The sequence below is a fragment of the Cobetia sp. 1CM21F genome, from assembly GCF_023161745.1.
Classification (GTDB): domain Bacteria; phylum Pseudomonadota; class Gammaproteobacteria; order Pseudomonadales; family Halomonadaceae; genus Cobetia; species Cobetia amphilecti.
This window is the reverse complement of sequence record NZ_JALNTQ010000001.1, coordinates 229,369-251,987: the sequence shown is the minus strand read 5'-3', so window position 1 is coordinate 251,987 and position 22,619 is coordinate 229,369. Positions and strand designations below refer to the sequence as shown.

Genomic DNA, 22,619 nt, shown 5'->3' with positions numbered 1-22,619 from the left:
ACGACTGGCGGCGGATGATCTCTGCCGCGAGATTGATCACGATGACGCAAGGAGCTGCGACATGGGAATCATTGCATGGATCATATTCGGTCTTATTGCCGGCATCATCGCCAAGGTGATCGTGCCCGGCAAGGACCCGGGTGGCATCATCGTCACCAGCATCATCGGCATCCTGGGTGCCGTGGTCGGTGGCTGGGTCGGCACCCTGATGGGCTTCGGTGAAGTGACGGGATTCAATCTGGCCAGCTTTGTCATCGCCGTGCTCGGCGCCGTCATTCTGCTGATTCTGTATCGCGTGCTGCGCAAGTAAAGCATGTCATGAAGCGCAGTGGCGTCAGCTGGCCGCAGGCCACATGACGCCAGACAGGACGGCCAGCCGGCACATGCAGGCTGGCCGTCCTGCCTTGCAGGCTTGACGAATCTGGCCCGAGGCGTGCATGACTCATAAGTAAAGGCGCCAGGCCGTCGCCCACGGACGCCGCTCAGCGATGCGCCATTCAGGGATTTCATCAAGCGACGGCCAGCCGACTTCATCTGATATGTGATTTCCAGTCTTGCCACCGGTCCCCGCAGGATTGCGCCGGCGGGCTTCCCGAAGATCACCCGCGACACGCTCTGCCCATTGCGGCTCACGAGGCAGAGTCTGACCGCTTTTGCTGCCACGAGGATTGCCCATGTCCGATACGTCATCTCCCGATCACTCGACATCCACTGCACCCGATCCTGCGCCGAGCGAGGGCAACGCCAGGCCACGCGCCAGAGTCTCTCTCGCCAAACGCCTCTCGCAGGCTGATTTCCAGGCGCACGCCACACGCCTGCTCGCCGAGATCTACCCACAGCGTCATGAGGAAGTCCTCAGACGCCTGGAGACGGTGCTGGATTTCCATCGCACGCGCCTCAACCCCCGCGTACCGGAAGGCGAGCCGCTCTGGAGCGAGCGCGACCAGTGGCTGATCACCTACGGCGACAGCCTGCAGCAGGAAGGCGAGGCACCACTGGCGACCCTGCACGACTTCCTCGCCAGCCGACTGGACGACAGCCTGTCCGGTGTCCACGTGCTGCCCTTCTTTCCGTGGAGCAGCGATGACGGCTTCAGCGTCATCCACTATCGCGAGGTCAATCCGGTCCTCGGCGACTGGCAGGACATCCGGCGCCTGAGCGAGCAGCGCGACCTGATGGCAGACCTGGTCATCAATCACTGCTCGCGCGAGTCACTGTGGTTCGCCGATTATCTGGCCGGCGTGCAGCCCGGCCGCGACTACTTCATCGAGATGGACCCCGACACCGATGTCTCCGAGGTCGTGCGCCCGCGCCCATCTGCCCTGCTCACGCCGGTGCATACCCGTCGTGGCCTGCGCCATCTTTGGGCAACCTTCTCGGATGACCAGATCGACCTGAACTTCGCCAATCCCGATGTGCTGCTCGAATTCATCGGCATCCTGCTTTACTACCTCGAGCAGGGCGCGGGCATCATCCGCCTCGATGCGGTGGCCTTCCTGTGGAAACGCCAGGGCACCTCCTGCATCCACCTGCCGGAGACACACGCCGTGGTGCGCCTGCTGCGCGCCATCGTCGACCATCTAGCGCCGGGCAGCCTGTTGATCACCGAGACCAACGTGCCCCACGCCGAGAACATGTCCTACTTCGGGCTCGATCGCCTGTCACAGCACGACCTCACCGCCATCGAGGGCAGCGCCCAGGCCGATGAAGCGCACCTGATCTATCAGTTCACGCTGCCGCCGCTGACGCTGCACACCCTGACCTCCGGCGATGCCAGCGCCCTGACCCAGTGGGCCACCAGCCTGCCGTCCCTGCCTTCCGGCTGCAGCTACTTCAACTTCACCGCCAGTCACGACGGTATCGGCGTTCGTGCCCTTGAGGGCCTGCTGCCCGACCACGAGCGCGACACCCTGGTGCGGCTGGTGCATGACTTCGGTGGCTACGTCAGCATGCGCGCCAACCCCGGGCGCGCCGACACCCCCTATGAGCTCAACATCAGCTACTTCGATGCGCTCAAGGGCACGCGGCGCGGCCAGGACCCGTGGCAGATCGAGCGTTTCATCGCCAGTCAGACCCTGATGCTGAGCCTGCAGGGCATCCCGGGGCTGTACATCCACTCGCTGACCGCGACCCCCAACCACCAGGAAGGCGTCGAGCGCGATGGTCATCTGCGCGCCATCAACCGCCGCAAATGGCAGCGCGATGAACTGGAAGCGCTGCTGGCAAGCCCCAACACCGCGACCCATGAGGTATTCCACGCCCTCAAGCGCCGCATGGCACTGCGCCGCAACGAACCCTGCTTCCACCCGGATGCCGACCAGAATGTCTTCGATGTCGGCCCGGACTTCTTCGTCTTCGAGCGCGTCACCCATGAAGGGCGTCGCCTGCTGTTCGCCCTCAATGTCACCGATCAGCCGCGCGTGCTGCCGCTGCCGGCAAGCTGGCAAGGCGTCGCGCTGACCGACCACCTGTGCCACGACAAGGCCTACGACCCCACCATGGCCCGCCGTCCCTACCAGGCGGCCTGGCTGATGGAGCAAACCGTGCGCCCGCCGGCCATCGAGGTCGTCTGACGCCCGCGCTTTCCCTTCCTCCAACGACAACGGGGCTGCCACTGGCAGCCCCGTTGTCGTTGGTCTTGCTGTTTCCCGCCGCGAGCCTTACTGGTTGTCCAGCTCCACCGCTTCGTGCATGCGCTCGAGCAGGTCCGGCACGGCTGACTGCACCCGGTTCCAGCTCGGGATGAAGGGCTTGTCGCGCGGATTGTCGAGGAAGGCGCTGCCGGCATCCATGATGTTGGCGGCGAACAGCTCCACCGCCGCTTCCTCGCTGTGGCGGTCCACCGTCAGGCCATTCATGACGGCATCGTTGTAGTAGGTCTCGATCAGGTCCAGCGCGATACGGTAGTAGGTGGCCTTGATGGTGCGGAAGGTCTCGCCGTGCATCTCGACGCCCAGCGTGGCCAGCTTGCGATACATGGCCTTGGCGATGTCCAGACTCATGCGATTCAAGCCGCCCAGCGCATCTTCCTCGGACAGCGGCTGGTGCTTGTGATCGTAGGCATCGGCGATGTCCACCTGACACAGGCGCTTGGTGGAATAGTTGCGATGGACCTCGGACAGCACGCCGATCTCCAGCCCCCAGTCGCTGGGGATGCGGATGTCCGCCAGCACATCGGTGCGCATCGAGAACTCGCCGGACAGCGGATAGCGATAGCTGTCGAGATAATCCAGGTACGGCAGCGGGCCATAGACCTTCTTGAGCGCACGGATCAACGGCGTGACCATCAGGCGCGCCACGCGGCCGTTCAGCTTGCCCTGGGCGATGCGCGAGTAGTAGCCCTTGCAGAACTCGTAGTTGAACTGCGGATGGGCCACCGGGTAGATCAGGCGCGCCAGCAGGCCGCGGTCATAGGTGACGATATCGCAGTCATGCAGTGCCACCGCCTCGGCGATGCCCGAGGCCTGGACGTAGCCTGAGCAGTACCAGACATTGCGCCCCTTGCCGGCTTCCATCGGCGCCAGGCCATGCTCGGTCAGCTCCTCATCCAGCGCCCGCAGACGCGGGCCGTCGTTCCACAGGATGCGGTGATGCTGCGGCAGATGTGAGAAGAACTCCTTGGCATGCTCGAACTGGTCACGGTCGGCGCGGTCCAGCCCGATCACGATCTCGCTGAGGTAGGGCACCTGCGCCAGCTCCTCGACGATATGCTTGAGCGCCGGGCCTTCCAGCTCGGAATACAGCGACGGCAGAATCAGGCTCATCGGTCGCTTGCGGGAGAAGCGCATCAGGTCCGCTTCGAGATCTTCCACCGGACGATCGGTCAGGTTATGGAAGTTGGTGATGATGCCATTCTGGTAAAAATCGCTCATGTCAGCTCCTTGTCATGCCGAAGACACGCATCAGGCAGGCGTCAGGCGCCCAGACCTCTGGATGTCCATTCTTCCGGCTGGCCATTGGCCAGCCAGTGACGCAATCCCTCGACCCATCCCTGCGGTCCGGGGAGATTGGCGCGAAAACAGCGGCGTTCATCCGCCAGTTGCGGATAGTCGGCAAGCTCCCGATCACGCTGCGTGGTATCACCGACGCCGGGAATCAGCACAGCGTTGTCGACGGCGGCCAGCAGTGGCAGGTCATTGGCGCCATCGCCGAAGCCCAGCGTCCAGGGACGCACCCGCTCGCAGAGCCGGTAGCGGGCGATCAGATAGCGCGCTGCCACGCCCTTGTCGCTGTCCCCGGTCACGTGATGGAAGCGCCCACCACGTGTCAGCTTGAGGCCATGGCTGGCCAGGCGCATGCGAAAGTCCTCGAGACGCTCCGGCGCGTCGCGCCACACCAGCGGTTCACTGGCATCACGCTGTCCCGCCAGGGCCGCGTCGCCCTCCCCCAGCCCCGTCAACTCACTGGTTCTCGCTACCGACATCGAGGCGAAGCCCTCGAAGGCGAATTCCCCGCTCAGCTCTTCCAGCACCGCGAGAATCCTGTCGCGGGGCATCGCCACCGCGATACGACACAGGCCGTGTGCGTCCGGGGCGCTGGCCTCTTCCAGCGGGTAGGCGCTCAGCCAATCGGCCGGCAGCGCCACCACGCCGCCGTTCTCGGCGATCCACGGCTGGCCCGCCAAGCCCAGCGAGTCCATCAGCGGCGCCAGTTCGGCCGCCGTCTTGGAAGTGTTGGGGACGATCCAGGCACCGCGCGCGCGCAGGCGGGTCAGCCAGCTGCGCGCCGGCCCCGGCGAGTAATCGTGGTGATCCAGCAGCGAGCCATCCAGATCGGTCAGCAACAACAGCGGTGCTTGAGTCTCTGACATGTGAACTCTCCTCGTGAAGTGCTGCAGCGTGTCGGGGGTCACCTCGACAGGATCTCGTGGTACCGGACAGGCATTGCAAGAGCATTGCAGGGAATGTGCCAAGATGGTGCATCTGCCATGACAGCCTGCCCCCTCTCACCGTGACCGTGTTTGTGCGCCCGCTCATTTGCACCATAAAAGAGCACAAAGCCTGCCTTGCATGATGCCTCGCCACACGACGGCGCAAATCTTTCGTCACCAACAACGACGCCCTCGCATCTGCGAGGGCGTCGAGTCTTGGGCAAGCGGGCAACGTCTGTAGAGCCTAGACCAGCCACAGCGACAGTTGCGGCCACAGTAGCAACATCGCCAGCACGCACAGCTGGATGGCGATGAACGGCAGCAGCGAGACGAAGATATCCTTGAGGCTGATGCCTTCCGGTGCCACGCCTTTCAGATAGAAGGCGGCAGGCCCGAAGGGGGGCGACAGGAAGGACACCTGCATGTTGACCGCGAACAGCACACCGAACCATACCGGGTCGTAGCCGAGCTGCACGATGATCGGCACGAAGATCGGCAGGGTCAGCATCGCGATGCCGATCCAGTCGAGGAACAGCCCCAGCAGCAGCAGGATCGCCATCATCACCATGATGATCGCCAGCGGCGGGATATCCAGGCCGAGAATCATGCTCGACACGAAGCGGTTGCCGCCCATCAGGTTGTAGACCCCGACCAGCGCCGCCGCGCCGATACCGATCCAGATGATCATGCCGCAGGTGTTCATGGTCTGGGACAGCGCACGCTGCATCAGGGTGATGGAGAACTCGCCGCGCAGCATCACCGCCACCAGCACGCCGAAGCTGCCCATCGCCGCGGCTTCGGTCACCGAGGCCACGCCACCGTAGATGGAGCCCAGCACCAGTCCCGCGATGACCGCCGGCACACCGATGGCCTTGAGCAGCTCACGCTTGCTCTGGAAGCTGGCGCGGCGCTCCTCCTCGGGCATCACCGGCCCCAGCGCAGGGTTGCGCAGACAGCGGATCAGCACGTAGATGATGTAGCTTGCCATCAGCACGATGGCCGGGGTGATCGCCGCGGTGAACAGGTCCGCGATCGACTGGTTGGCGATCAGGCCATAGATGATCAGCACGATGGAGGGCGGCATCATGGTGCCCAGCGAGCCGCCGGCACACACCACGCCGATGGCGATGTGCTTGTCATAGCCGAGCCTGAGCATCTGCGGCAGCGCCAGAATCCCCAGCAGCACGATCTCGCCGCCGATGATGCCGGACATCGCGGCGAGGAAGAACGCCACCACGATGGTCTGGATCGCCACGCCGCCGGGCAGGCGCCCTGCCATCACGCGCATGGCATTGAACAGGTCCTTGGCGATGCCCGAGCGATCGAGCAGCGAGGCCATCAACACGAACATCGGCACCGCCACCAGCGAATACTCGGTGACGAAGCCATAGACACGACTGGTGACCAGCGGCAGCGCCATCGGGCCGAACCAGCCGAAGGTGTAGGCCAGCGCGACCAGACCTGTGACGAAGGCCAGCGGCAGGCCGGTGACCAGCAGCGCGAAGATGCCGCCGACCAGCAGCATCGTAGCCGTTGCGATATCCATCAGCGCGGCTCCTTGTGGTCAACTGCGGCGTCGGGAGCGGCATCGGAAGTGGCGTCGGATGCGCCACTTCCCTCACTGCCGCCCTCGGGCGGGCGGGGCGAGAAGAAGGTCTGGTAGAGATGCCACAGCGCCTGCAGGGTCATCACCGCCAGCGCGAACAGGATCACGCCCTTGGTCAACGCCGGAAACGGCGGATTCCATGAGGTGCCGGAACGCTCCAGCTGCCACTCGCCCAGCGGACTGTGCGAGGCACGCCAGAACATCACCCAGCCCGCATAGCTCATCGCCAGACAGAAGACGAACGTCATCACGTCGTTGAAGCAGTCCAGCACGTAGCGAAAGCGCGTACCGACCAGGTCGTAGAGCACACGCACGCGAATATGACGATTGTTGGCCAATGCCGCCGGGCCGCCCAGCGCGAAGCTGGTCGCGACCAGGAAGATCACCGTCTCGTGCACCCAGGAGGTCGGCGAATCGAGGCCATAGCGCATCACCACCTCGAACACGCTGATCGCCATCGCCAGCAATACCAGCCACGCCGCGGCGCGCGTGCCCTTGCCCACCAGGCGGTCCAGCGGCGTCCGCGTGCCCAGATTCGGGTCGTGGTCATCCGACGCCTCGGGTAGCCCCGGCGACGCCACATCATGTTCTGCCATATCGAATTCCTTGCTGACTCGCTGCCTCAAGGAGAATCGGCGCGCCCAGTGAGCACGCCGACCTTGATCTCCCGCGTCTTTATCGTTCTGCGATCGTGCGGCCAAAAGCGTGGCTAGCTGATGCCTCTTGCCACACGATGGCTGGCGCCCATCCCGCGCGCCAGCGGGCTCACATCAGGTTGCGGTCGGTCAGGAAGCTGACCACGGACTCGTAGACCTTGCCGGTCAGCTCATTCTTCTCGGCCCACACCTTCCACTCCTGCTGCGCGATGCGACGGAACTTGGCGCGCTCTTCCGGCGCCATGTCGATCACCTCGATATCCGGATTGGCACGCGCCGCGCTCACCGCCTTGATGTCACGCGCCTTGAGGGTGAAGACCATGTCGTAGGCCATCGCGTCGGTGGCGGTCTCCATGATCGCCTTGAGATCCGCGGGCAGGCCATCCCAGATGCCCTTGTTCATCGACACCGCCACCATCGGCAACGAGTGGAAGCCCGGGTAGGACGGGTACTTGGCGAAGCTGTGCAGGCCCTGGTCATCATTGGTGGCGAACACGGTGTAATCCGCCGCGTCGATCACGCCCTTCTCCAGACCGGTGTAGACCTCGGAGCCCGGCAGGTTGACAGGCGCCGCGCCGGCCTTCTGGAAGATGTTGTAGACCATGCCTTCCGGGGCACGCACCTTGAGGCCCTTGAGGTCATCGACGGTGCGTACCGGCTTCTTGGAGACGAAGGACTCAAGCCCGGTGGCGCCCGCGCCGATCAGGTGCACGCCGTAGGGCTCGACCAGCTCGTTGTAGAGCTCCTCACCGCCGCCGTGCTGCATGTACTCGAGATATTCCAGCGGGTCACCCCAGGCCCCCACCAGGTTGCCCAGCATGCCGAAGGCCGGATTCTGGCCCGAGAAGTAGGATGGATCGGTCAGGTGGCCCTGCAGGATGCCGGCGCTGACGGCATCCAGCGTCTGGTTGGCCTGCACCACGGCATTGACCGGCAGGATCTCGATGGCGATGCGGCCATCCGACATGGTCTTGATGCTGTCGGCCCAAGCCTTCTTGACCTCGAACTGCGGCTCCCCGGCCGTCTCGGAGGTCTGGAAGGTCCATTCGTACTCGGCGGCCCAGCTCGGTGTGGCGATCAGCGTGGCAGCCACGGCGGTGGACAGGGCCAGCGCCTTGAGCGTGCAACGGGCGGGAGCGGCAGTGGTGAGCGGCGAGGTAGTGGTGAGCGGCGAGGTAGTGGAACGCGGCATGGTGAAACTCCTGGCTTGTTGTTATGACGTTCTAGGGTCAGTGGAAGACGAGCAGGCACTTCCCGGCGTGGCGAAACGCCGCGAGGTGCCGTTCACTCGCTTGATAGCGGTGCAGACAGGCTGGGCAGCTGGCCGAAGCGGCGCAGCAGCTCCAGCGGTTCCTGGGCGCGCCCGGCGGGATGGCTGCCTTCAGAAACCGCAGGCATGGCAAGCCCGAGGTCCTGACCGGTGCGGTCCAGCACATGCAGGGTCGCGGCGTGGGCGGCATCGGGCTGGCGCAGACGAATCGCCTCCATCACCGCGCGATGGCGGCCGAGGCTGTCGCCCAGCTCCGAGGCATTGTGATTGGAGGTCGCCACCAGCAGGCTGATCGATGGCTTGAGCACATGGCCAAGCTGCGCCCAGATGACGTTGTGGGTCGCGGCGAAGATGGCGTCGTGGAAGGCGATATCGGCGCGGTCGAACTCCTCCATGGCGCTGCCGCCATGCACCGCTGCGGCCATGCCGTCATAGGCCTGCTCGATGGCGGACAGGTCCTGGGCGGTGGCCTCGGTGGCCGCCAGGGCGGCGACGAAGGGTTCGATGGAGATACGGAAGGCGTAGATGTCCCGTGCCAGCTGCGGATGCGGCATCGCGTAGCGCGTCATCCAGCCGGTCACGCGCGGATCGAGCAGATGCCATTCGCTGAGCGGATTGACGCGGGTGCCCTGGCCGGTGGTGCGGGTGAGAATCCCGGCATTGACCAGGCTCTGGATCGCGGTGCGCACGGTGGCGCGGCTCTGGGCGTGCTGATCGCACAGGTCCAGCTCACGAGGAATCAGGCTGCCCGGCGGGTAGCGATTCTCGAAGATGGCCTGCGCCAGCCATTCGGCGACATCGACACGCGCGGTCGAGGTGTCGCCAGCTGAGGCAGACGCTGTGGATACGGGCGTTGAAGAAGAGGCATTGGTGCGCGGGCTGCCGCCAGCGGCACTCGTGGGAGGCGTGGTCATGATCGAACGTTCCTTGATGGCGTGGCGCGTCATTTGTAGCTCGCGCACATCCTTCATGGGATGCATCGCGGCGCGCTCTTGTCCGTCAAGGAATAGCCCATGTCAGACATGCCAACAAGACACCCTAGACCAAGGGTGGGACCCGACTTTGGTCACACCTTTACGCAACCCCATGTTGCGAAAGGACTATTCAGGTACTGGCAATTTCCCCGTGTGCTGGCGTCAGGCCGTGAATCGCACGCGGCCGATCGACACCGTACGCTCGGCACCGCTGTCCGCGACCACCGTTCTCAGCGCTTCCTCGCCTGCCGCGCCGAAGCTGGCCGACAGCTCGATCTGGCTGACGCCCTGGGCGACCAGCTCACTGACCAGCCGCTCGGCCGCCCTCAGCGTCCCCAGCGTGGCGACGGAAATGCGGACCTCGCCGCTGCCCTGGCTGCTCAGTGAGGTATTGCCGCTGTTCTCGACCAGGATCAGAAAGGCATGGTGCTGCATGACGGCCATGAAAGCCTCCTTGCACGAAGATGAGCAGAGTGTGTCCGGCATCGAGAATAGCGTAGCGCGTCCGCTCCCGGGCACAGGCTGATCTTTCTGAGCGCTGGTTGACCACTCTCCCACCCCGCTGTGCACCACGCCACTCGGCCTCGGCTGGCCGTGGTGCGGGCACAAAAAAACGCCTGCCGCTTGCGCGACAGGCGTTTCTTGTCTGGTGCATGACAGCGTTACGCCACTGTCAGCACTGCTGCAGTGAGGGCCAGCCGGGCTGGCACCTCGTCACGCCTCAGGCGTAGACCGGCAGGCGTGCACAGACGGCGGAGACCTTGGCCTGCACCTCGGCTTCGGCAGCGGCGGAATCGCCGGCGACCATCGCATCGAGGATATCGCAGATCCAGCCGGCCAGTTCCAGACACTCCTGCTCCTGGAAGCCACGCGTGGTGACGGCAGGGGTACCGATACGCAGACCGGAGGTGACGAACGGCGACTGCGGGTCACCCGGTACGGCGTTCTTGTTGACGGTGATGTGGGCACGGCCCAGCGCAGCGTCAGCGTCCTTGCCGGTCAGGCCCTGCTTGACCAGAGACAGCAGGAACAGGTGGTCTTCGGTGCCGCCGGAGACGACTTCGAAGCCGCGCTCCAGGAACACGGACGCCATCGCCTTGGCGTTCTTGACCACTTGCTTCTGGTAAGTGGTGAAGGCCGGGTCCATCGCTTCCTTGAAGCAGACCGCCTTGGCCGCGATGACGTGCATCAGCGGGCCGCCCTGGCCACCCGGGAAGACAGCGGAGTTCAGCTTCTTCTCGATGTCGGCATCGCCTTCGGCGGACAGGATCAGGCCGCCACGCGGACCGCGCAGGGTCTTGTGCGTGGTGGTGGTGACGACGTGGGCGTGGGGCAGCGGGCTCGGGTAGACGCCAGCGGCGACCAGACCGGCCACGTGGGCCATGTCGACCAGCAGGTAGGCACCCACTTCGTCGGCGATCTTGCGGAACTCGGCCCAGTCGATGATCTGGGAGTAGGCGGAGAAGCCGGCGATGATCATCTTCGGCTTGTGCTCACGCGCCAGACGCGCGACTTCGGCGTAGTCGATCAGGCCGTTCTCGCCCAGACCGTACTGCACGGCGTTGTAGTGCTTGCCGGAGAAGTTCGGACGTGCACCGTGAGTCAGGTGACCCCCCGCGTCCAGGCTCATGCCCAGAATGGTGTCGCCCGGCGAGACCAGCGCCTGGAAGACGGCACTGTTGGCCTGGGAACCGGCATGCGGCTGAACGTTGGCGTAGGTAGCACCGAACAGTTCGCAGGCACGATCGATGGCCAGCTGCTCGACCTTGTCGACGAACTCGCAACCGCCGTAGTAACGCTTGCCCGGGTAGCCTTCCGCGTACTTGTTGGTCAGCTGGGAGCCTTGCGCCTGGATGACGCGGGGGCTGGCGTAGTTCTCGGAGGCGATCAGCTCGATGTGAGCTTCCTGGCGAACGACTTCGTCGTCCATGGCGCTCAGGAGCGCATCATCAAAACCGGCAATCTGCATGTCACGGGTGAACATCGGGTGTCCTCGCCTGAAGGGTGATGACGACAGCGAATTCCGGCGCGGCCGGCTCGCCATCTGGGGGTAAGATCAGGACCAGCATGATACCTCAGCCAGCGGTCCGATTCACATGAATCAGCATCATTGTTAACGCAAGACGGCCCCATGACCGAGACAACGATCATGAGGGCGCAGGTTGAGGTCGTCAGGTGCCATCATCCGGCGCTGCGATGACGAGGCCTGATGGCGCTCACTGCAGGGCGCGCAGCCCCGCCATCGGCGGCTGACGCCTCACTTCTCTCGACAGCCAGAAGCCCAGCCCGCCGATCAGCACGCCACCCGCCAGCGGCAGCAGCACCCACAGCCACGGATGCAGCACCACCGGCAGCCCCAGCCAGCCGGAATAGAGTCCGACCGCCGCGCCTTCGGCGAGCATCGCCGCCAGCAGCCCACTGAGCAGGCCGAGCAGCACGAACTCAGCGGCCTGCAGGCGGGCCAGCAGCCCCTGACCGGCGCCGAACACCTTGTACAGCGCGCCTTCATGCTCACGTGCCGGACGACTGGCCACCAGTGCCGCGTACAGCACGCTGGCCCCCGCCATCAGCACCAGCCCCAGAATCAGCTCCACCGCGCGCGACACCTGGGCGATCAGCTCCTGCACGCGGGTCAGGATGGCGTCGATATTGATCAACGACACGCTCGGGTAGTCGCGCACCAGCGGCGCCAGCTTGCGCTCATCCTCGAGATGAAACGCCGTCATGTAGCTGTGGGCGAAGCTCTCGAGCGCACCGGGCGGGAAGATGACGTAGAAGTTGGGCAGGAAGCTGTCCCAGTCGACATGGCGCAGATTGACCACCTGGGCCTTGACGGTCTCGCTGCCGATGGTGAACGACAGGCTGTCACCGATGACCAGCCCCATGCGCTCGGCTAGCTCCTCCTCCATCGACACCGGCACGCCCTGCGAGGCGGCGAGGCGGCTGCGCGCCTCGCTGTCTGCATCGGCGAAATCACTGATCGGTGCCCACTCGCCCGCCGACAGACGGTTGTGGTCCGGCAGATCACGATGCCAGGTCAGGTTCAGCTCACGCTGCGGGACGCCCTGCTGCTCGCCATCCCCCTCGTCGCTGCGTCCTTCCTGCATGCCGCCTGCCGCCGGTTGATCCGACTGGGCTGCCTGCAGACGCTGCTGGGTACGTCCCAGCAGGGACTCGCCCTTGAGCGCCGTGATGCGTCCACGCACCATCGGGTAGAGCTCGCTCTGGCTGTCGCCGGCCTGCTCATCCACCATCGCGGTCAGCTGCTCGCCGAAGGCCTGCTGCTCTCCGGGCTGGATATTGATCGCGAAGTGATTGGGCGCATTGGTCGGAATCTGCGCCTGCCAGCGGGTGATCAGGTCACCGCGTACCAGCGCGATCAACGCCATCGCCGCGAAGGTCACGGCAAAGGCGACCAGCTGGCCGAGGCTGGCACCGCGCCGCCTGGCCAGCATGCCGCCGGCGAGGCGAATCGGCCGGCTCCAGCCGCCCTGACTGCGCATGCGTGCCACCACCTTGAGCATCAGCGACAGCAGCAGTTGCCCCACCACCATCAGCAGGCCCAGCGCGATGATGCCACCGACCAGCAGGCCGGCCGCCAGCATGAGGTCACCCGAGTAGAGCCACATCAGGGCGCCGAACACCAGACTGGCGATCGCCACCACCACCCACGCCGAGGCAGGCAGCGGGGCCAGTTCACGCCGCAGTACCTTGAGTGCGCTGACCTGACGCAGGCGCAGCAGCATCGGGCCGGCGAAACCGACCAGCACCGCCAGCGCCGTCAGGATTCCCAATGCCAGCGGCAGCGGCCCCGGTGCAGGCAGCTCCAGCGGCAGGAAGCGCTCCAGCAGCGCCACCAGCCCCATCTGCCCCAGCAGGCCCAGCACCGCACCCCCGGTACTCGCCAACAGGGCCAACCAGCCAAGCTGGGCCGCGAACAGCCGTGACAGTTGACGCTGAGAGGCACCGAAGCAGCGCCACAGTGCGGCGCTATCCAGATGACGCTCCACATAGCGGCGCGTCGACATCGCCACCGCGACCCCGGCCAGCAGCACCGCCACCAGTCCGGCCAGACTCAGGTACTTGTCGGCACGCTCCAGTGAGCGCCCGAGACGCGGCCGGTCTTCGCGCACGTCCTTGAGGCGCACCTCGGCGTTGTCGGCACTCGCCAGCAGCGGCGCGATGGCATCACGCGCCTGCTGCACCGCCGCCGGATCGCCCGCCGCCAGCAGGCGATATTCCATCCGCGAGCCGGGCTGGATCAGACCGGTGGCATCGAGATCTTCCATGTTGAACATCAGGCGCGGACTGAACTCGGAAAAGCCGCCCTGCTGATCAGGCTCACGCGTGATCAGGCCACTGATGGTCAGCTGCTTGCGCCCGACCGTCAGGGTATCGCCGACCTCGGCCGACAGCGCCATGGCCAGGCGTGGCACGATCCACGCCTCACCCGGCGGCGGAATCTCCGCGCGCGAGCTGGTGTCTGGCGCCTGAGCTTCCTCTCCCGTGGCATCCGACTCCAGTTCCACCCGGCCGGCGAGCGGATAGCCCGGCGACACCGCCTTGAGACTCGACAGCACGAAGCTGTCGCCGTGCGAGGCCATCGAAACCATGCCCAGCTGCGGCGACATCTCAAGCCCCGCTGCGCGGAAGGCCTCGGCGAAGCGCGGGTCGAGCGGGTTGCTGGACTCCAGCACCAGGTCTCCGCCGAGCAGCTGGCTCGCCTGGCGATTGAGTCCACGGTCGAGACGATCCAGGAAGAAGCCGATCATGGTGGTCGCGGCGACCGCCAGCATCAGCGCCAGAAAGAGGGCGCGCACATCGCTGGCGCGCAGGTCACGCAGCAGGCCACGCAGCGCCAGCGGCAGGCGCGCCCCACGCGGGCGCTGCGCGTTGGCGGAAGATGTCGCCGCGCGGTCAGACACCCGGGACTCAGACATCGTCGCCTCCCTGTGGCGTCGCCACGGCCGGCGCACTCGCTTCATCCTTCCACTCCACCAGCTTGCCGGCCTCGAGATTCAGGCAGCGATCACAGCGCCTGGCCAGCGTCAGATCATGGGTGACCAGAATCAGCGTGGTGCCCCGCTCGCGGTTGAGGGTGAACAGCAGCTCCGCGATGCGCTCGCCGGTGGCGGTATCCAGATTGCCGGTCGGCTCATCGGCGAACACCAGTCCCGGCCCCGCGACGAAGGCGCGTGCGATGGCCACGCGCTGCTGCTCGCCGCCGGACAGATGACGCGGCAGGTGATCGAGTCGCTCTCCCAGCCCGACCCGCGTCAGCCAGTCACGCGCCTGCGCCTCGATATCGCCCTGCGGGGCCAGCTCCAGCGGCATCAGCACGTTTTCAAGCGCCGTCAGCGTCGGCAGCAGCTGGAAGTTCTGGAACACGAAGCCGACCTGTCCCGCGCGCAGCGCCGCACGGCCATCCTCATCAAGCCCTGCAAGCGAGCTTCCGAACAGGCGGATATCACCCTCGCTCGGGCTGTCCAGCCCCGCCAGCAGGCCCAGCAGCGTCGACTTGCCGGAACCGCTGGCCCCGATGATGGCGACGCTTTCCCCGGCCTGCACGGCAAGCTCCAGGTCCTCGAGGATGGTCAGGCGCCCTTCGCCACTGGTCACCCGCTGCGCCAGCCCGCTCACTTCCAGCACCGGCGCAGGCGTTGCGCTGGCCTGCGCGTCTGACGAGGTTTGATCCGACGCAGGGGTCACGTCGTTAATGGAGGCGTTATGTGACATCGTGTCTGCTCGCTTATGGTAGAGAACGGGGTGGGCACGAACTCCAGACCCCGAAACGGGTATGAATAGTGTGCAGATGATGGAGATGATGAATGCAGAAATGGCTAGTGAATCGCCGTGACACCCAGTGCCTGGCGCGCGGTGGCAAAGCCCACGGCACGCCGGGACTCAAGCGGCTGCGCAATGCCCTCGCCAGTTCGGCATTGGCCCTCGTGGCCGTGCTGACGCCTCAGGTGGCGCTGGCCGATGCGCCGGCCCCGTGGCTGGTGGTCGGTGACTCCATCTCGGCCGGCTACGGCATCGACAGCAGCCAGGGCTGGGTCGCGCTGCTCGACGAGCGCCTCGAGGACAGCCTGGGCAGCGATGCGCCAGAGGTCATCAATGCCAGCATCAGCGGCGACACGACCGAAGGCGGCCTCAACCGTCTGCCGGCACTCCTCGAGCGACACGACCCTTCACTGGTGATGATCGAACTGGGCGGCAACGACGGCCTGCGTGGCCTGCCACCCGCCCGCATGCAGGCCAATCTGGCCAGCATGATCGAGGCCGTGGAGGACGCCGACGCCCAGCCCGTGCTGCTCGGCATCGAGATTCCGCCCAATTACGGCCCGGCCTACACCGATGCCTTCCGTCAGGTCTACCGGGACCTGGCCGACGAATATTCCGTGCCGCTGGTGCCCTTCATCCTCGAAGGCATCGCCACGGCCCCGGCCAGCGAGAAGCTGATGCAGCAGGACCGCATTCACCCCACCGCCAAGGCGCAACCGCAGCTGCTCGACACCATCTGGCCGACACTCGCGCCACTGGCGCAACACGCGACGTCAGCGGAGTGATCAATATCAGGCGCGGCGCATGTCACGACAGCTTGCATGCGCCTACCTTGCCGCGAGATGACAACCCGCGCCTGCCTGATCAGTGCCTGTCAGGCAGGCCATCTGGGCCATGAGGCCTTGCAGCGCTGACGTCATCAGCCAAGGCCGCCGGCCGTCGGGGCCAGGCCCCATCCTCACAGGGAGTACTGCCATGAGTAAATCCAACAACAGGAAGGCGGATGCCGGCAAGGCGCATTCGAAGGCCAGGGATGCCAAGCGCAAGGACGCCAAGGGCAAGGCCAGCAAGAAGCACGCCACTGGCGATGCCCCGCGCATGACGCTGGGGCCGGTCTCCAGTGACGCCTACCCCTACGACGAGCGCCTCAAGCGCAAGGTCTATGAGGCCGAGAAGCGCGCGCTGCAGATCGAGCTGCTCAAGGTGCAGCATTGGCTACGCGACAGTGGCGGACGCCTGGCCATCGTGTTCGAGGGGCGTGACGCCGCCGGCAAGGGCGGCACCATCAAGCGCTTCATGGAGTATCTCAATCCGCGTTTCGCGCGCATCGTCGCCCTCGACAAGCCCAACGAGACGGAAAAGGGCCAGTGGTATTTCCAGCGCTATGTCTCGCGCTTCCCCACCAGTGGCGAAATCGTGCTGTTCGATCGCAGCTGGTACAACCGCGCGGGGGTCGAGGCGGTGATGGGCTTCGCCACGCCGGAGGAAGTCGAACGCTTTCTGGTGCAGGTGCCCCAGCAGGAGCGCCTGTGGGTCGAGGATGGCCTGCTCCTGGTCAAGCTGTACTTCTCGGTGTCCCGCGAGGAGCAATCGATCCGCTTCGCCAAGCGCGCCGCCGACCCGCTGACCCACTGGAAGCTGTCACCGATGGACGCCGTGGCGCAGAAGAAATGGGATGAGTACACCGATGCCGCCGAGGCGATGTTCGCACGCACGCACAGCGATCATGCGCCCTGGACGCTGATCCGCTCCGACGACAAGCGCCGGGCCCGTATCGGCGCGCTGCGCCATGTGCTCAGTCAGCTCGACTACCCCGGCAAGGACAAGAAGATGATCGGCACCCCGGACCCGCTGATCGTGGTGGATGCCGATCGCCTCATCCTGCCCGACGACTGATTGGCGGGCTGTGCGCCGACGGCGCGGCTCGCTCAGGTCGACCGTGACAGCTCCGCCGGCGCCTTCTGCAGCTGCTGCAGGCCGAGTCCGGCCAGAATCAGTACCAGCCCCGCCAGTGTCGAGGTCAGGATCGGCTCGCCGACGATGAAGTGCAGAAGCGTCAATGAGATGGGCGGCGACAGGAAGATCAGGTTGGAGACCTTGGCGGTGCGCGACACCTTGTGCACCGCCAGCTGCCAGAGCACGAAGGCGATGCCCATCTCGCACAGGCCGACATAGATGCCCGCCATCAGCGCCTGGGGGTTGGCGCTTGCGCCGATGAAGTTGCCGAAGCCCGGCCCGAAGGCCACCAGCAGCGTCAGCACCGGCAAGGCGATGCTGAAGTTCTGCCACTGGGCGACCAGCGGTGCGCGCGGGTCACGTGCATTCAGCAACCAGTAGAGCGCCCACAGCAGGGTCGAGCCCAGCGCCAGCCCCACGCCCAGCGGGTCGGCGAAGGCGACATCGAATATCTCGCCACGCGTGGCGATGGTCCAGACGCCGGCGTAGGCGATCAGCCCCGCCGCGACATCGATGCGTGTCAGGCGCTGCGCGAGGATCGGTACGGCGAGAAAGGCCATCGCCAGTGCCCAGGTGTAATTGAGCGCCATCGCCTCCTGGCCCGGCAGCCGCGCGTAGGCGCCGAACAGCACCAGATAGTAGCCGACCGGATTCATCAGTCCGGCCCAGAGTGCCGTGCGCCAGCCACCCCGCCAGCCGGTGGTGAGCGCTTCGCGCAGCTTGCCCTGACGCCACATCAGCACGCCGATCAACAGCCACGACACCAGTGCTGCCAGCCATACCAGCTCCAGCGGCGACATCTGCTCAAGCGCCAGCTTGAAGGCGGTCGCCACCGTCGACCACAGGGCCACGGCACCCAGACCGTAGAGCATGGCTTCCCTATCCTGACTCATGGCATCCTTCCTCGCATTTCGGGTATCGCCTTCCTGGCGATGAGTGTCATGGCGATGGCAGCGACAATGCCCACGGCCTGACATTCGAGCATCGCGTGCCCTGCCCGCTGCTGCAAGCCGCGCCACCAAAAAGGAATTTCGTGAATGACTGATGCCACCGATCCGCAAGCCGCGCCGACACCTGCGCCTCCTGCGGGAGATGCCCCGACCACGGCACTGGTCAGCGCCTATCGCCTGGATGGCAAGGGCGGCGCCAGCCTGCTCGATGACGACAGCCTGCGCGAGCAATGGCAGGACCCCGAAGCGCTGATCTGGATGCACCTCGATTACACCCGCGGCGACGTCAATGACTACCTGGACGACCTTGCCCAGCTGGATGAGCCGAGCATCGAGGCCCTGACCGAGCTGGATACCCGCCCGCGCGTGGCGCGCTTCGGCGGCGGCATGGTCACCACGCTGCGCGGCATCAACCTCAATCCCGGCGCCGCGCCGGAAGACCTGCTGTCACTGCGCCTGTGGATGAGCCCGACCCGCCTGATCACCCTGCGCCGCCGGCCGTTCCAGTCGATCACTCAGGTGCGTGAGCAACTGGAAGCCGGCCAGGGCGCGGAAAGCATCTCCTGGCTGCTGGCGATGCTCAGCGATGCGCTGGTCGATCGCGTGGCGGAGCTCAGCCATCGTCTCGATGAGCAGCTCGCCATCATCGAGGAAGACCAGCTCAATGATGTCGAGATCGACCCCGATGACATTACCCGCCTGCGGCGCCCCCTGATCACCCTGCGACGCTTCATGGGGCCGCAGCGCGACTGTCTGGCACAACTCTCCCAGGGGCCGTTGTGGATCGATGAGCAGGCGCGTCTGGACCTGCGCGAGATCGCCAACCAGCTGTCGCGCTACGTGGAGGATTTCCAGGCCATGCAGGAGCGCGCGCTGATCATCCATGAACAGCGCATGAGCGAGCACAACGAGCAGCTCAACCAGCGCATGTATCTGCTGTCGGTCATCACCGCCGTCTTCCTGCCGCTGGGCTTTCTCACCGGCCTGCTGGGGGTCAACGTCGGCGGCATACCGGGCAGCGACAGCCAGTGGGGCTTCGCTGCCTTCGTCGGCATCACGCTGGGCGTGGTGGCGATGCAGATGTGGCTGCTCAAGCGCAAGAAGTGGTGGTGAACGAACCCATGCCGTAGCGGAGCTGCTTGCAAGCGCTACTTACAAGCGCTGTTTACGAGCCCTGCTCACGACTGGCGCGGTCGATATGGCCCAGATCGCGCTCAGGATCGAGCACATCACGCACGCGCTGCTTGAGGTCACGACTGTCGGGGAAGCCGCCATCGCGCTTGCGCTCCCACAGTACCAGCCACTCCGAATCAGGAGTGGCCTGGCACAGCACCTCGAAATGGCCGCCGTGACTCGGCGCCAAGGCCACCTCACCGAGGTCTTCTCCGAAGGTGGACAGCAGTTCCTGTGCATACCAGGCCGCTCGCAACAGCCAGTTGCAGCCGGTGCAGTAGTGAATCCGGACTTTCAGCGTGGATGCCTGATCCATGGTGGTGCCTACTCCAATCAATGATGTAATGATCACTTCACTGCACTGTCGCGCAATGGTCAACACCAAAAACCTACACACAAACTGTACATAAACTATACTCGGCGCAGTCATTCCTTCAGTTGACGTCGCACTGCGATCGATCCTTCTTCAACCGGCGGCACGGGCGTGATCTGCATCACGACTTCCCGTACACGACGCCGATAGCGGAGCCCTGGCCACATGTCACCCCTGTCTTCCTCTACCGAGGCCTCCTCACCGTCAGACGCTCAAGACCGCGAGACTGAGCGGGAGTCTGCAGACAAAGCCCACGAGAGGCCGTCGGGCAGCGGTCAGAGTCGCTTCTTCGAGCGCATGACCGGCGATGAAGATTCGCGCATGTGCAAGGACATCTCCGAGGATGCCTGCCACCAGCAACCCGGCAATTTCTGGCGTCACCTGCTGGCCTCGCTGGGCACCAAGCTGGCCGACGAGATGGCCAGTGCGCGGCTGGTGCTGCCGTGGCTATTGGGGTTGATCGGGGCGCCGGTGTGGATGGTGGGGCTGCTGGTGCCGATTCGCGAGGCGGGCGCCCTGCTGCCTCAGCTGCTGGTGGCAGGCTTCATTCGCCCACTGCCGCAACGCAAGTGGGTGTGGGTCGCCGGGGCCTCCATCCAGGCCTTGATGGCACTGGGGCTGGTGATGATCAGCCTGCTTGCCGAGGGCAACTTCGCCGCGCGTCACGGACTCGATGGCACCCTCGCGGGCAGTCTGGTACTGATCCTGTTGATCCTGCTGTCGCTCGGGCGCGGGGTGGCCTCCATCGCCACCAAGGACGTGCTGGGCAAGACCATCGCCAAGAAACGCCGCGGGCGCCTGATGGGCTGGAGCGGCAGTGTGGCGGGGGCGATGACCCTGCTGGCCGGCGTCGCCTTGATGCTGCTGGGCGAGCAGCCCGGGCAGCAGGTGCTGGCGATACTGATGGCCATCGCGGCGCTGGGCTGGACACTCAATGCCCTGTGCGCCGCCATGATCCACGAGGACAGCGGTGCCACCAGCGGCGGCGCCAATGCCTGGGAAACGGTGCGCGACGGGGTCATCCAGCTCAAGCATGACGCCGCCTTCCGCAACTTCAATCTGGCACGCGCCCTGCTGCTCTCAAGCGCGCTGGCACTGCCGTATATCGCCTTGCTCGGCCAGCAGCAGAGCGGTGAAAGCCTGGGCGGACTGGGCGTGCTGGTGGTGGTATCAGGACTGGCCGGCATGCTGGCCAGTCCCATCTGGGGCAGGCTGGCCGATACCTCCAGTCGCCGCGTGATGCGCAACGCAGGGGCCGGCGCTGCCGTCTGCTGCGCCCTGGCCGGCAGCATGGCCTGGTGGCCGCAGGCGCTGGCCGACAATATCTGGAGCTACGCGCTGGTCTACGGACTGCTGGTGATCGCCCACGCCGGTATCCGCCTGGGGCGCAAGACCTACGTGGTCGATCTCGCCACCTCTGACAATCGCGCCCTCTACGTCGCACTCTCCAACACCCTGACCGGCGTGCTGATGCTGGTACTGGGGCTATTGATCGGCGGGCTCGCCCAGTGGCTGGGCAGTGAATGGTTGCTGATGATTCTGGCGGTCGTCGCGGCCTGCGCCGCGCTCTGCGCGCAGCGCCTGCCGGAGGTGGAGGACGACTGAACATCCGGGGCAGGCATGACGGCTCCCCTGTTACCCATTCCCCCCCCCCCTTTCTCCCCCTTCTCTATCTGATCGACTCTCACGCTGACAGGGCCTGACCACGATGTCGGGCCCTGTCACATTAGCGGCTGCGATTGCATAAGCCGCGTCTCCCCGCCATAGTGAAACCGATCATGGTGCTGGAATGTCCGGGCACACGGACAGGCACCCTATACCCGTACTCTCGGGCTCGGTCTTCAGGGCCGGGTTCTTAAGCCGCAAGGATCAGAGTCAGATGAAAAGACCCCACATGATCAGCCCCGAGCTGCTCGAGAGAGTCGTGAATGCCTCGGACGATGGCATCGTGGTGGCGGAACAGGAAGGCGATGAGAACATCCTGATCTACGTGAATCAGGGCTTCGAGCGCCTCACCGGTTACAGCGCCGACGAGATTCTCTACCGCGATTGCCGCTTCCTGCAGAATGATGACCGCGATCAGCCGCAACTGGACAACATCCGTGCCGCGCTGCGCGACAAGCGCCCGTGCCGCGAGATACTGCGCAACTATCGCAAGGATGGCAGCCTGTTCTGGAATGAACTTTCCATGACACCGGTCTTCGATGAGCATGACAACCTGCAGTATTTCGTTGGTGTCCAGAAGGATGTCACCGGCCTGATGACCGCCAAGGAAGAGCTGGAACGCCTGCGCGCGGAGCATCCCAGCGAGTCCAACTGAGCGCCGGACGCTCAAGGCCGCTGAGTGAAGAACGGTCACTGAAGAGCAGTCACTGAAGATCAGGTGCCGCATGGCACCATCAACGCCCACCCCACCGGTGGGCGTTGTCGTTGTGGGCCTCTCGCCAGTGGCAGTTGGCGAAAGCCCTGACGAGCTGAGCGAAAGGCTTGTCATCCTCGTCAACGGGCGGTATATAGCCAGAGAGCCTTCGGCGCATCGCCGCTGGCGGTGCCCGGTATCACAGGCCAGTCCAGGCGCTGGATATCGGGCAGGTCGTTCCAAGATCGTGAGGTCCGCCCATGGCCCGTGAACAATTCCTCGATGATATCGATGCCACGGCACTCGCCGAAGACAGCCCCACCGATGTGGACTTCGAGCTGTCGCCCTCCAGCGCACCTGCCAAGCCACAACGCAATGACTCCCGCCAACGTCTTGAAGCCCTGCTCGAGGAGCGCGCCCTGGCTCGCTCCATCCGCGAAGGCTGGGACGATGAAGCCGATGATGATGATCTGATCGACGCCAGCGACTGGGGCGAAGAGGAGTAAGCTCGCCTTCAGCGGCGTGCAGGGGAAGGGATACCAGGGAGCGGACAGGCCATGGAAGGGGTCGACGTCAGGACAGGGAATGTCATGCAGTGAGTCGCCGCGCTCGCCTGGCACAGGCTGCCCGGCTGGCCAAGCGTGACGC

20 protein-coding genes are annotated in these 22,619 nt (G+C 65.3%); 8 read left to right on the top strand and 12 right to left on the bottom strand.

What is annotated here, in order from left to right; translation table 11 throughout:
- Nucleotides 1-61 precede the first annotated feature (61 nt).
- The gene (locus MSG32_RS01015) at nt 62-310 is read left to right on the top strand and encodes a GlsB/YeaQ/YmgE family stress response membrane protein (protein ID WP_043331379.1); all 249 of its coding nucleotides are present in this window, start codon (nt 62-64) and stop codon (nt 308-310) included.
- A gap of 364 nt (nt 311-674) precedes the next feature.
- A complete protein-coding gene (locus MSG32_RS01010; protein WP_248377056.1) occupies nt 675-2,573 on the top strand; it encodes a sugar phosphorylase in 1,899 nt (632 codons plus the stop codon).
- Between the two features lie 87 nt (nt 2,574-2,660).
- Here the strand turns inward: MSG32_RS01010 and MSG32_RS01005 are convergent, their stop codons facing one another.
- The 10 genes from MSG32_RS01005 to MSG32_RS00960 form a co-directional block, all read right to left on the bottom strand.
- The gene (locus tag MSG32_RS01005) at nt 2,661-3,872 is read right to left on the bottom strand and encodes a hypothetical protein (protein ID WP_054555542.1); all 1,212 of its coding nucleotides are present in this window, start codon (nt 3,870-3,872) and stop codon (nt 2,661-2,663) included.
- A gap of 41 nt (nt 3,873-3,913) precedes the next feature.
- Nucleotides 3,914-4,810, bottom strand: coding sequence for an HAD-IIB family hydrolase (locus tag MSG32_RS01000; RefSeq protein WP_248377055.1), 897 nt, complete (start codon nt 4,808-4,810; stop codon nt 3,914-3,916).
- A 304-nt stretch (nt 4,811-5,114) separates the two neighbouring features.
- The gene (locus tag MSG32_RS00995; RefSeq protein WP_248377054.1) at nt 5,115-6,416 is read right to left on the bottom strand and encodes a TRAP transporter large permease subunit; all 1,302 of its coding nucleotides are present in this window, start codon (nt 6,414-6,416) and stop codon (nt 5,115-5,117) included.
- Complete coding sequence (locus tag MSG32_RS00990; RefSeq protein WP_213114221.1) at nt 6,416-7,072, bottom strand: TRAP transporter small permease; 657 nt, start codon at nt 7,070-7,072, stop codon at nt 6,416-6,418. Before MSG32_RS00990 ends, MSG32_RS00995 begins: the two co-directional genes overlap by 1 nt.
- A 169-nt stretch (nt 7,073-7,241) precedes the next feature.
- Nucleotides 7,242-8,324: a TRAP transporter substrate-binding protein gene (locus tag MSG32_RS00985; protein WP_248377052.1), complete on the bottom strand. Its 1,083-nt coding sequence runs from the start codon at nt 8,322-8,324 to the stop codon at nt 7,242-7,244.
- A gap of 92 nt (nt 8,325-8,416) precedes the next feature.
- Nucleotides 8,417-9,316: an FCD domain-containing protein gene (locus tag MSG32_RS00980; RefSeq protein ID WP_248377049.1), complete on the bottom strand. Its 900-nt coding sequence runs from the start codon at nt 9,314-9,316 to the stop codon at nt 8,417-8,419.
- A gap of 222 nt (nt 9,317-9,538) precedes the next feature.
- The gene (locus MSG32_RS00975; RefSeq protein ID WP_107336213.1) at nt 9,539-9,820 is read right to left on the bottom strand and encodes a hypothetical protein; all 282 of its coding nucleotides are present in this window, start codon (nt 9,818-9,820) and stop codon (nt 9,539-9,541) included.
- Nucleotides 9,821-10,097: 277 nt separating this feature from the next.
- The gene (glyA, locus tag MSG32_RS00970; protein ID WP_153636359.1) at nt 10,098-11,360 is read right to left on the bottom strand and encodes a serine hydroxymethyltransferase; all 1,263 of its coding nucleotides are present in this window, start codon (nt 11,358-11,360) and stop codon (nt 10,098-10,100) included.
- A gap of 232 nt (nt 11,361-11,592) precedes the next feature.
- The gene (locus tag MSG32_RS00965; RefSeq protein ID WP_248377047.1) at nt 11,593-14,316 is read right to left on the bottom strand and encodes an FtsX-like permease family protein; all 2,724 of its coding nucleotides are present in this window, start codon (nt 14,314-14,316) and stop codon (nt 11,593-11,595) included.
- On the bottom strand, nt 14,309-15,112 hold the full coding sequence (locus tag MSG32_RS00960) for an ABC transporter ATP-binding protein (protein ID WP_248377044.1): 804 nt from the start codon (nt 15,110-15,112) through the stop codon (nt 14,309-14,311). Before MSG32_RS00960 ends, MSG32_RS00965 begins: the two co-directional genes overlap by 8 nt.
- 92 nt (nt 15,113-15,204) lie before the next feature.
- Between MSG32_RS00960 and MSG32_RS00955 the strand changes: the two genes are divergently transcribed.
- Both MSG32_RS00955 and ppk2 read left to right on the top strand, forming a co-directional pair.
- On the top strand, nt 15,205-15,945 hold the full coding sequence (locus MSG32_RS00955; RefSeq protein WP_248377041.1) for an arylesterase: 741 nt from the start codon (nt 15,205-15,207) through the stop codon (nt 15,943-15,945).
- A 190-nt stretch (nt 15,946-16,135) separates the two neighbouring features.
- Nucleotides 16,136-17,056 carry a polyphosphate kinase 2 gene (ppk2, locus tag MSG32_RS00950; protein WP_248377038.1) on the top strand — a complete coding sequence of 307 codons (921 nt, stop codon included), beginning with the start codon at nt 16,136-16,138 and terminating at the stop codon, nt 17,054-17,056.
- Nucleotides 17,057-17,088: 32 nt separating this feature from the next.
- Here the strand turns inward: ppk2 and MSG32_RS00945 are convergent, their stop codons facing one another.
- A complete protein-coding gene (locus MSG32_RS00945) occupies nt 17,089-18,009 on the bottom strand; it encodes a DMT family transporter (RefSeq protein ID WP_248377035.1) in 921 nt (306 codons plus the stop codon).
- Between the two features lie 144 nt (nt 18,010-18,153).
- On the opposite strand from MSG32_RS00945, the gene MSG32_RS00940 reads away from it, so the two are divergent.
- A complete protein-coding gene (locus MSG32_RS00940; RefSeq protein WP_054555550.1) occupies nt 18,154-19,179 on the top strand; it encodes a zinc transporter ZntB in 1,026 nt (341 codons plus the stop codon).
- A 52-nt stretch (nt 19,180-19,231) separates the two neighbouring features.
- On the opposite strand, the gene MSG32_RS00935 is transcribed toward MSG32_RS00940, so the two are convergent.
- On the bottom strand, nt 19,232-19,555 hold the full coding sequence (locus MSG32_RS00935) for a SelT/SelW/SelH family protein (protein WP_054555551.1): 324 nt from the start codon (nt 19,553-19,555) through the stop codon (nt 19,232-19,234).
- A 354-nt stretch (nt 19,556-19,909) separates the two neighbouring features.
- Here MSG32_RS00935 and MSG32_RS00930 point away from each other — a divergent pair, with 354 nt between their 5' ends.
- The 3 genes from MSG32_RS00930 (at nt 19,910) to MSG32_RS00920 (ending at nt 22,477) form a co-directional block, all read left to right on the top strand.
- Complete coding sequence (locus MSG32_RS00930) at nt 19,910-21,217, top strand: MFS transporter (RefSeq protein WP_248378390.1); 1,308 nt, start codon at nt 19,910-19,912, stop codon at nt 21,215-21,217.
- Between the two features lie 274 nt (nt 21,218-21,491).
- Nucleotides 21,492-21,932 (top strand): PAS sensor domain-containing protein, encoded by a 441-nt coding sequence (locus MSG32_RS00925; RefSeq protein ID WP_043331389.1) that lies wholly within the window; start codon nt 21,492-21,494, stop codon nt 21,930-21,932.
- Between the two features lie 299 nt (nt 21,933-22,231).
- Nucleotides 22,232-22,477, top strand: a complete 246-nt coding sequence (locus MSG32_RS00920) for a hypothetical protein (protein WP_043331391.1) — start codon at nt 22,232-22,234, stop codon at nt 22,475-22,477.
- Nucleotides 22,478-22,619: the final 142 nt, after the last annotated feature.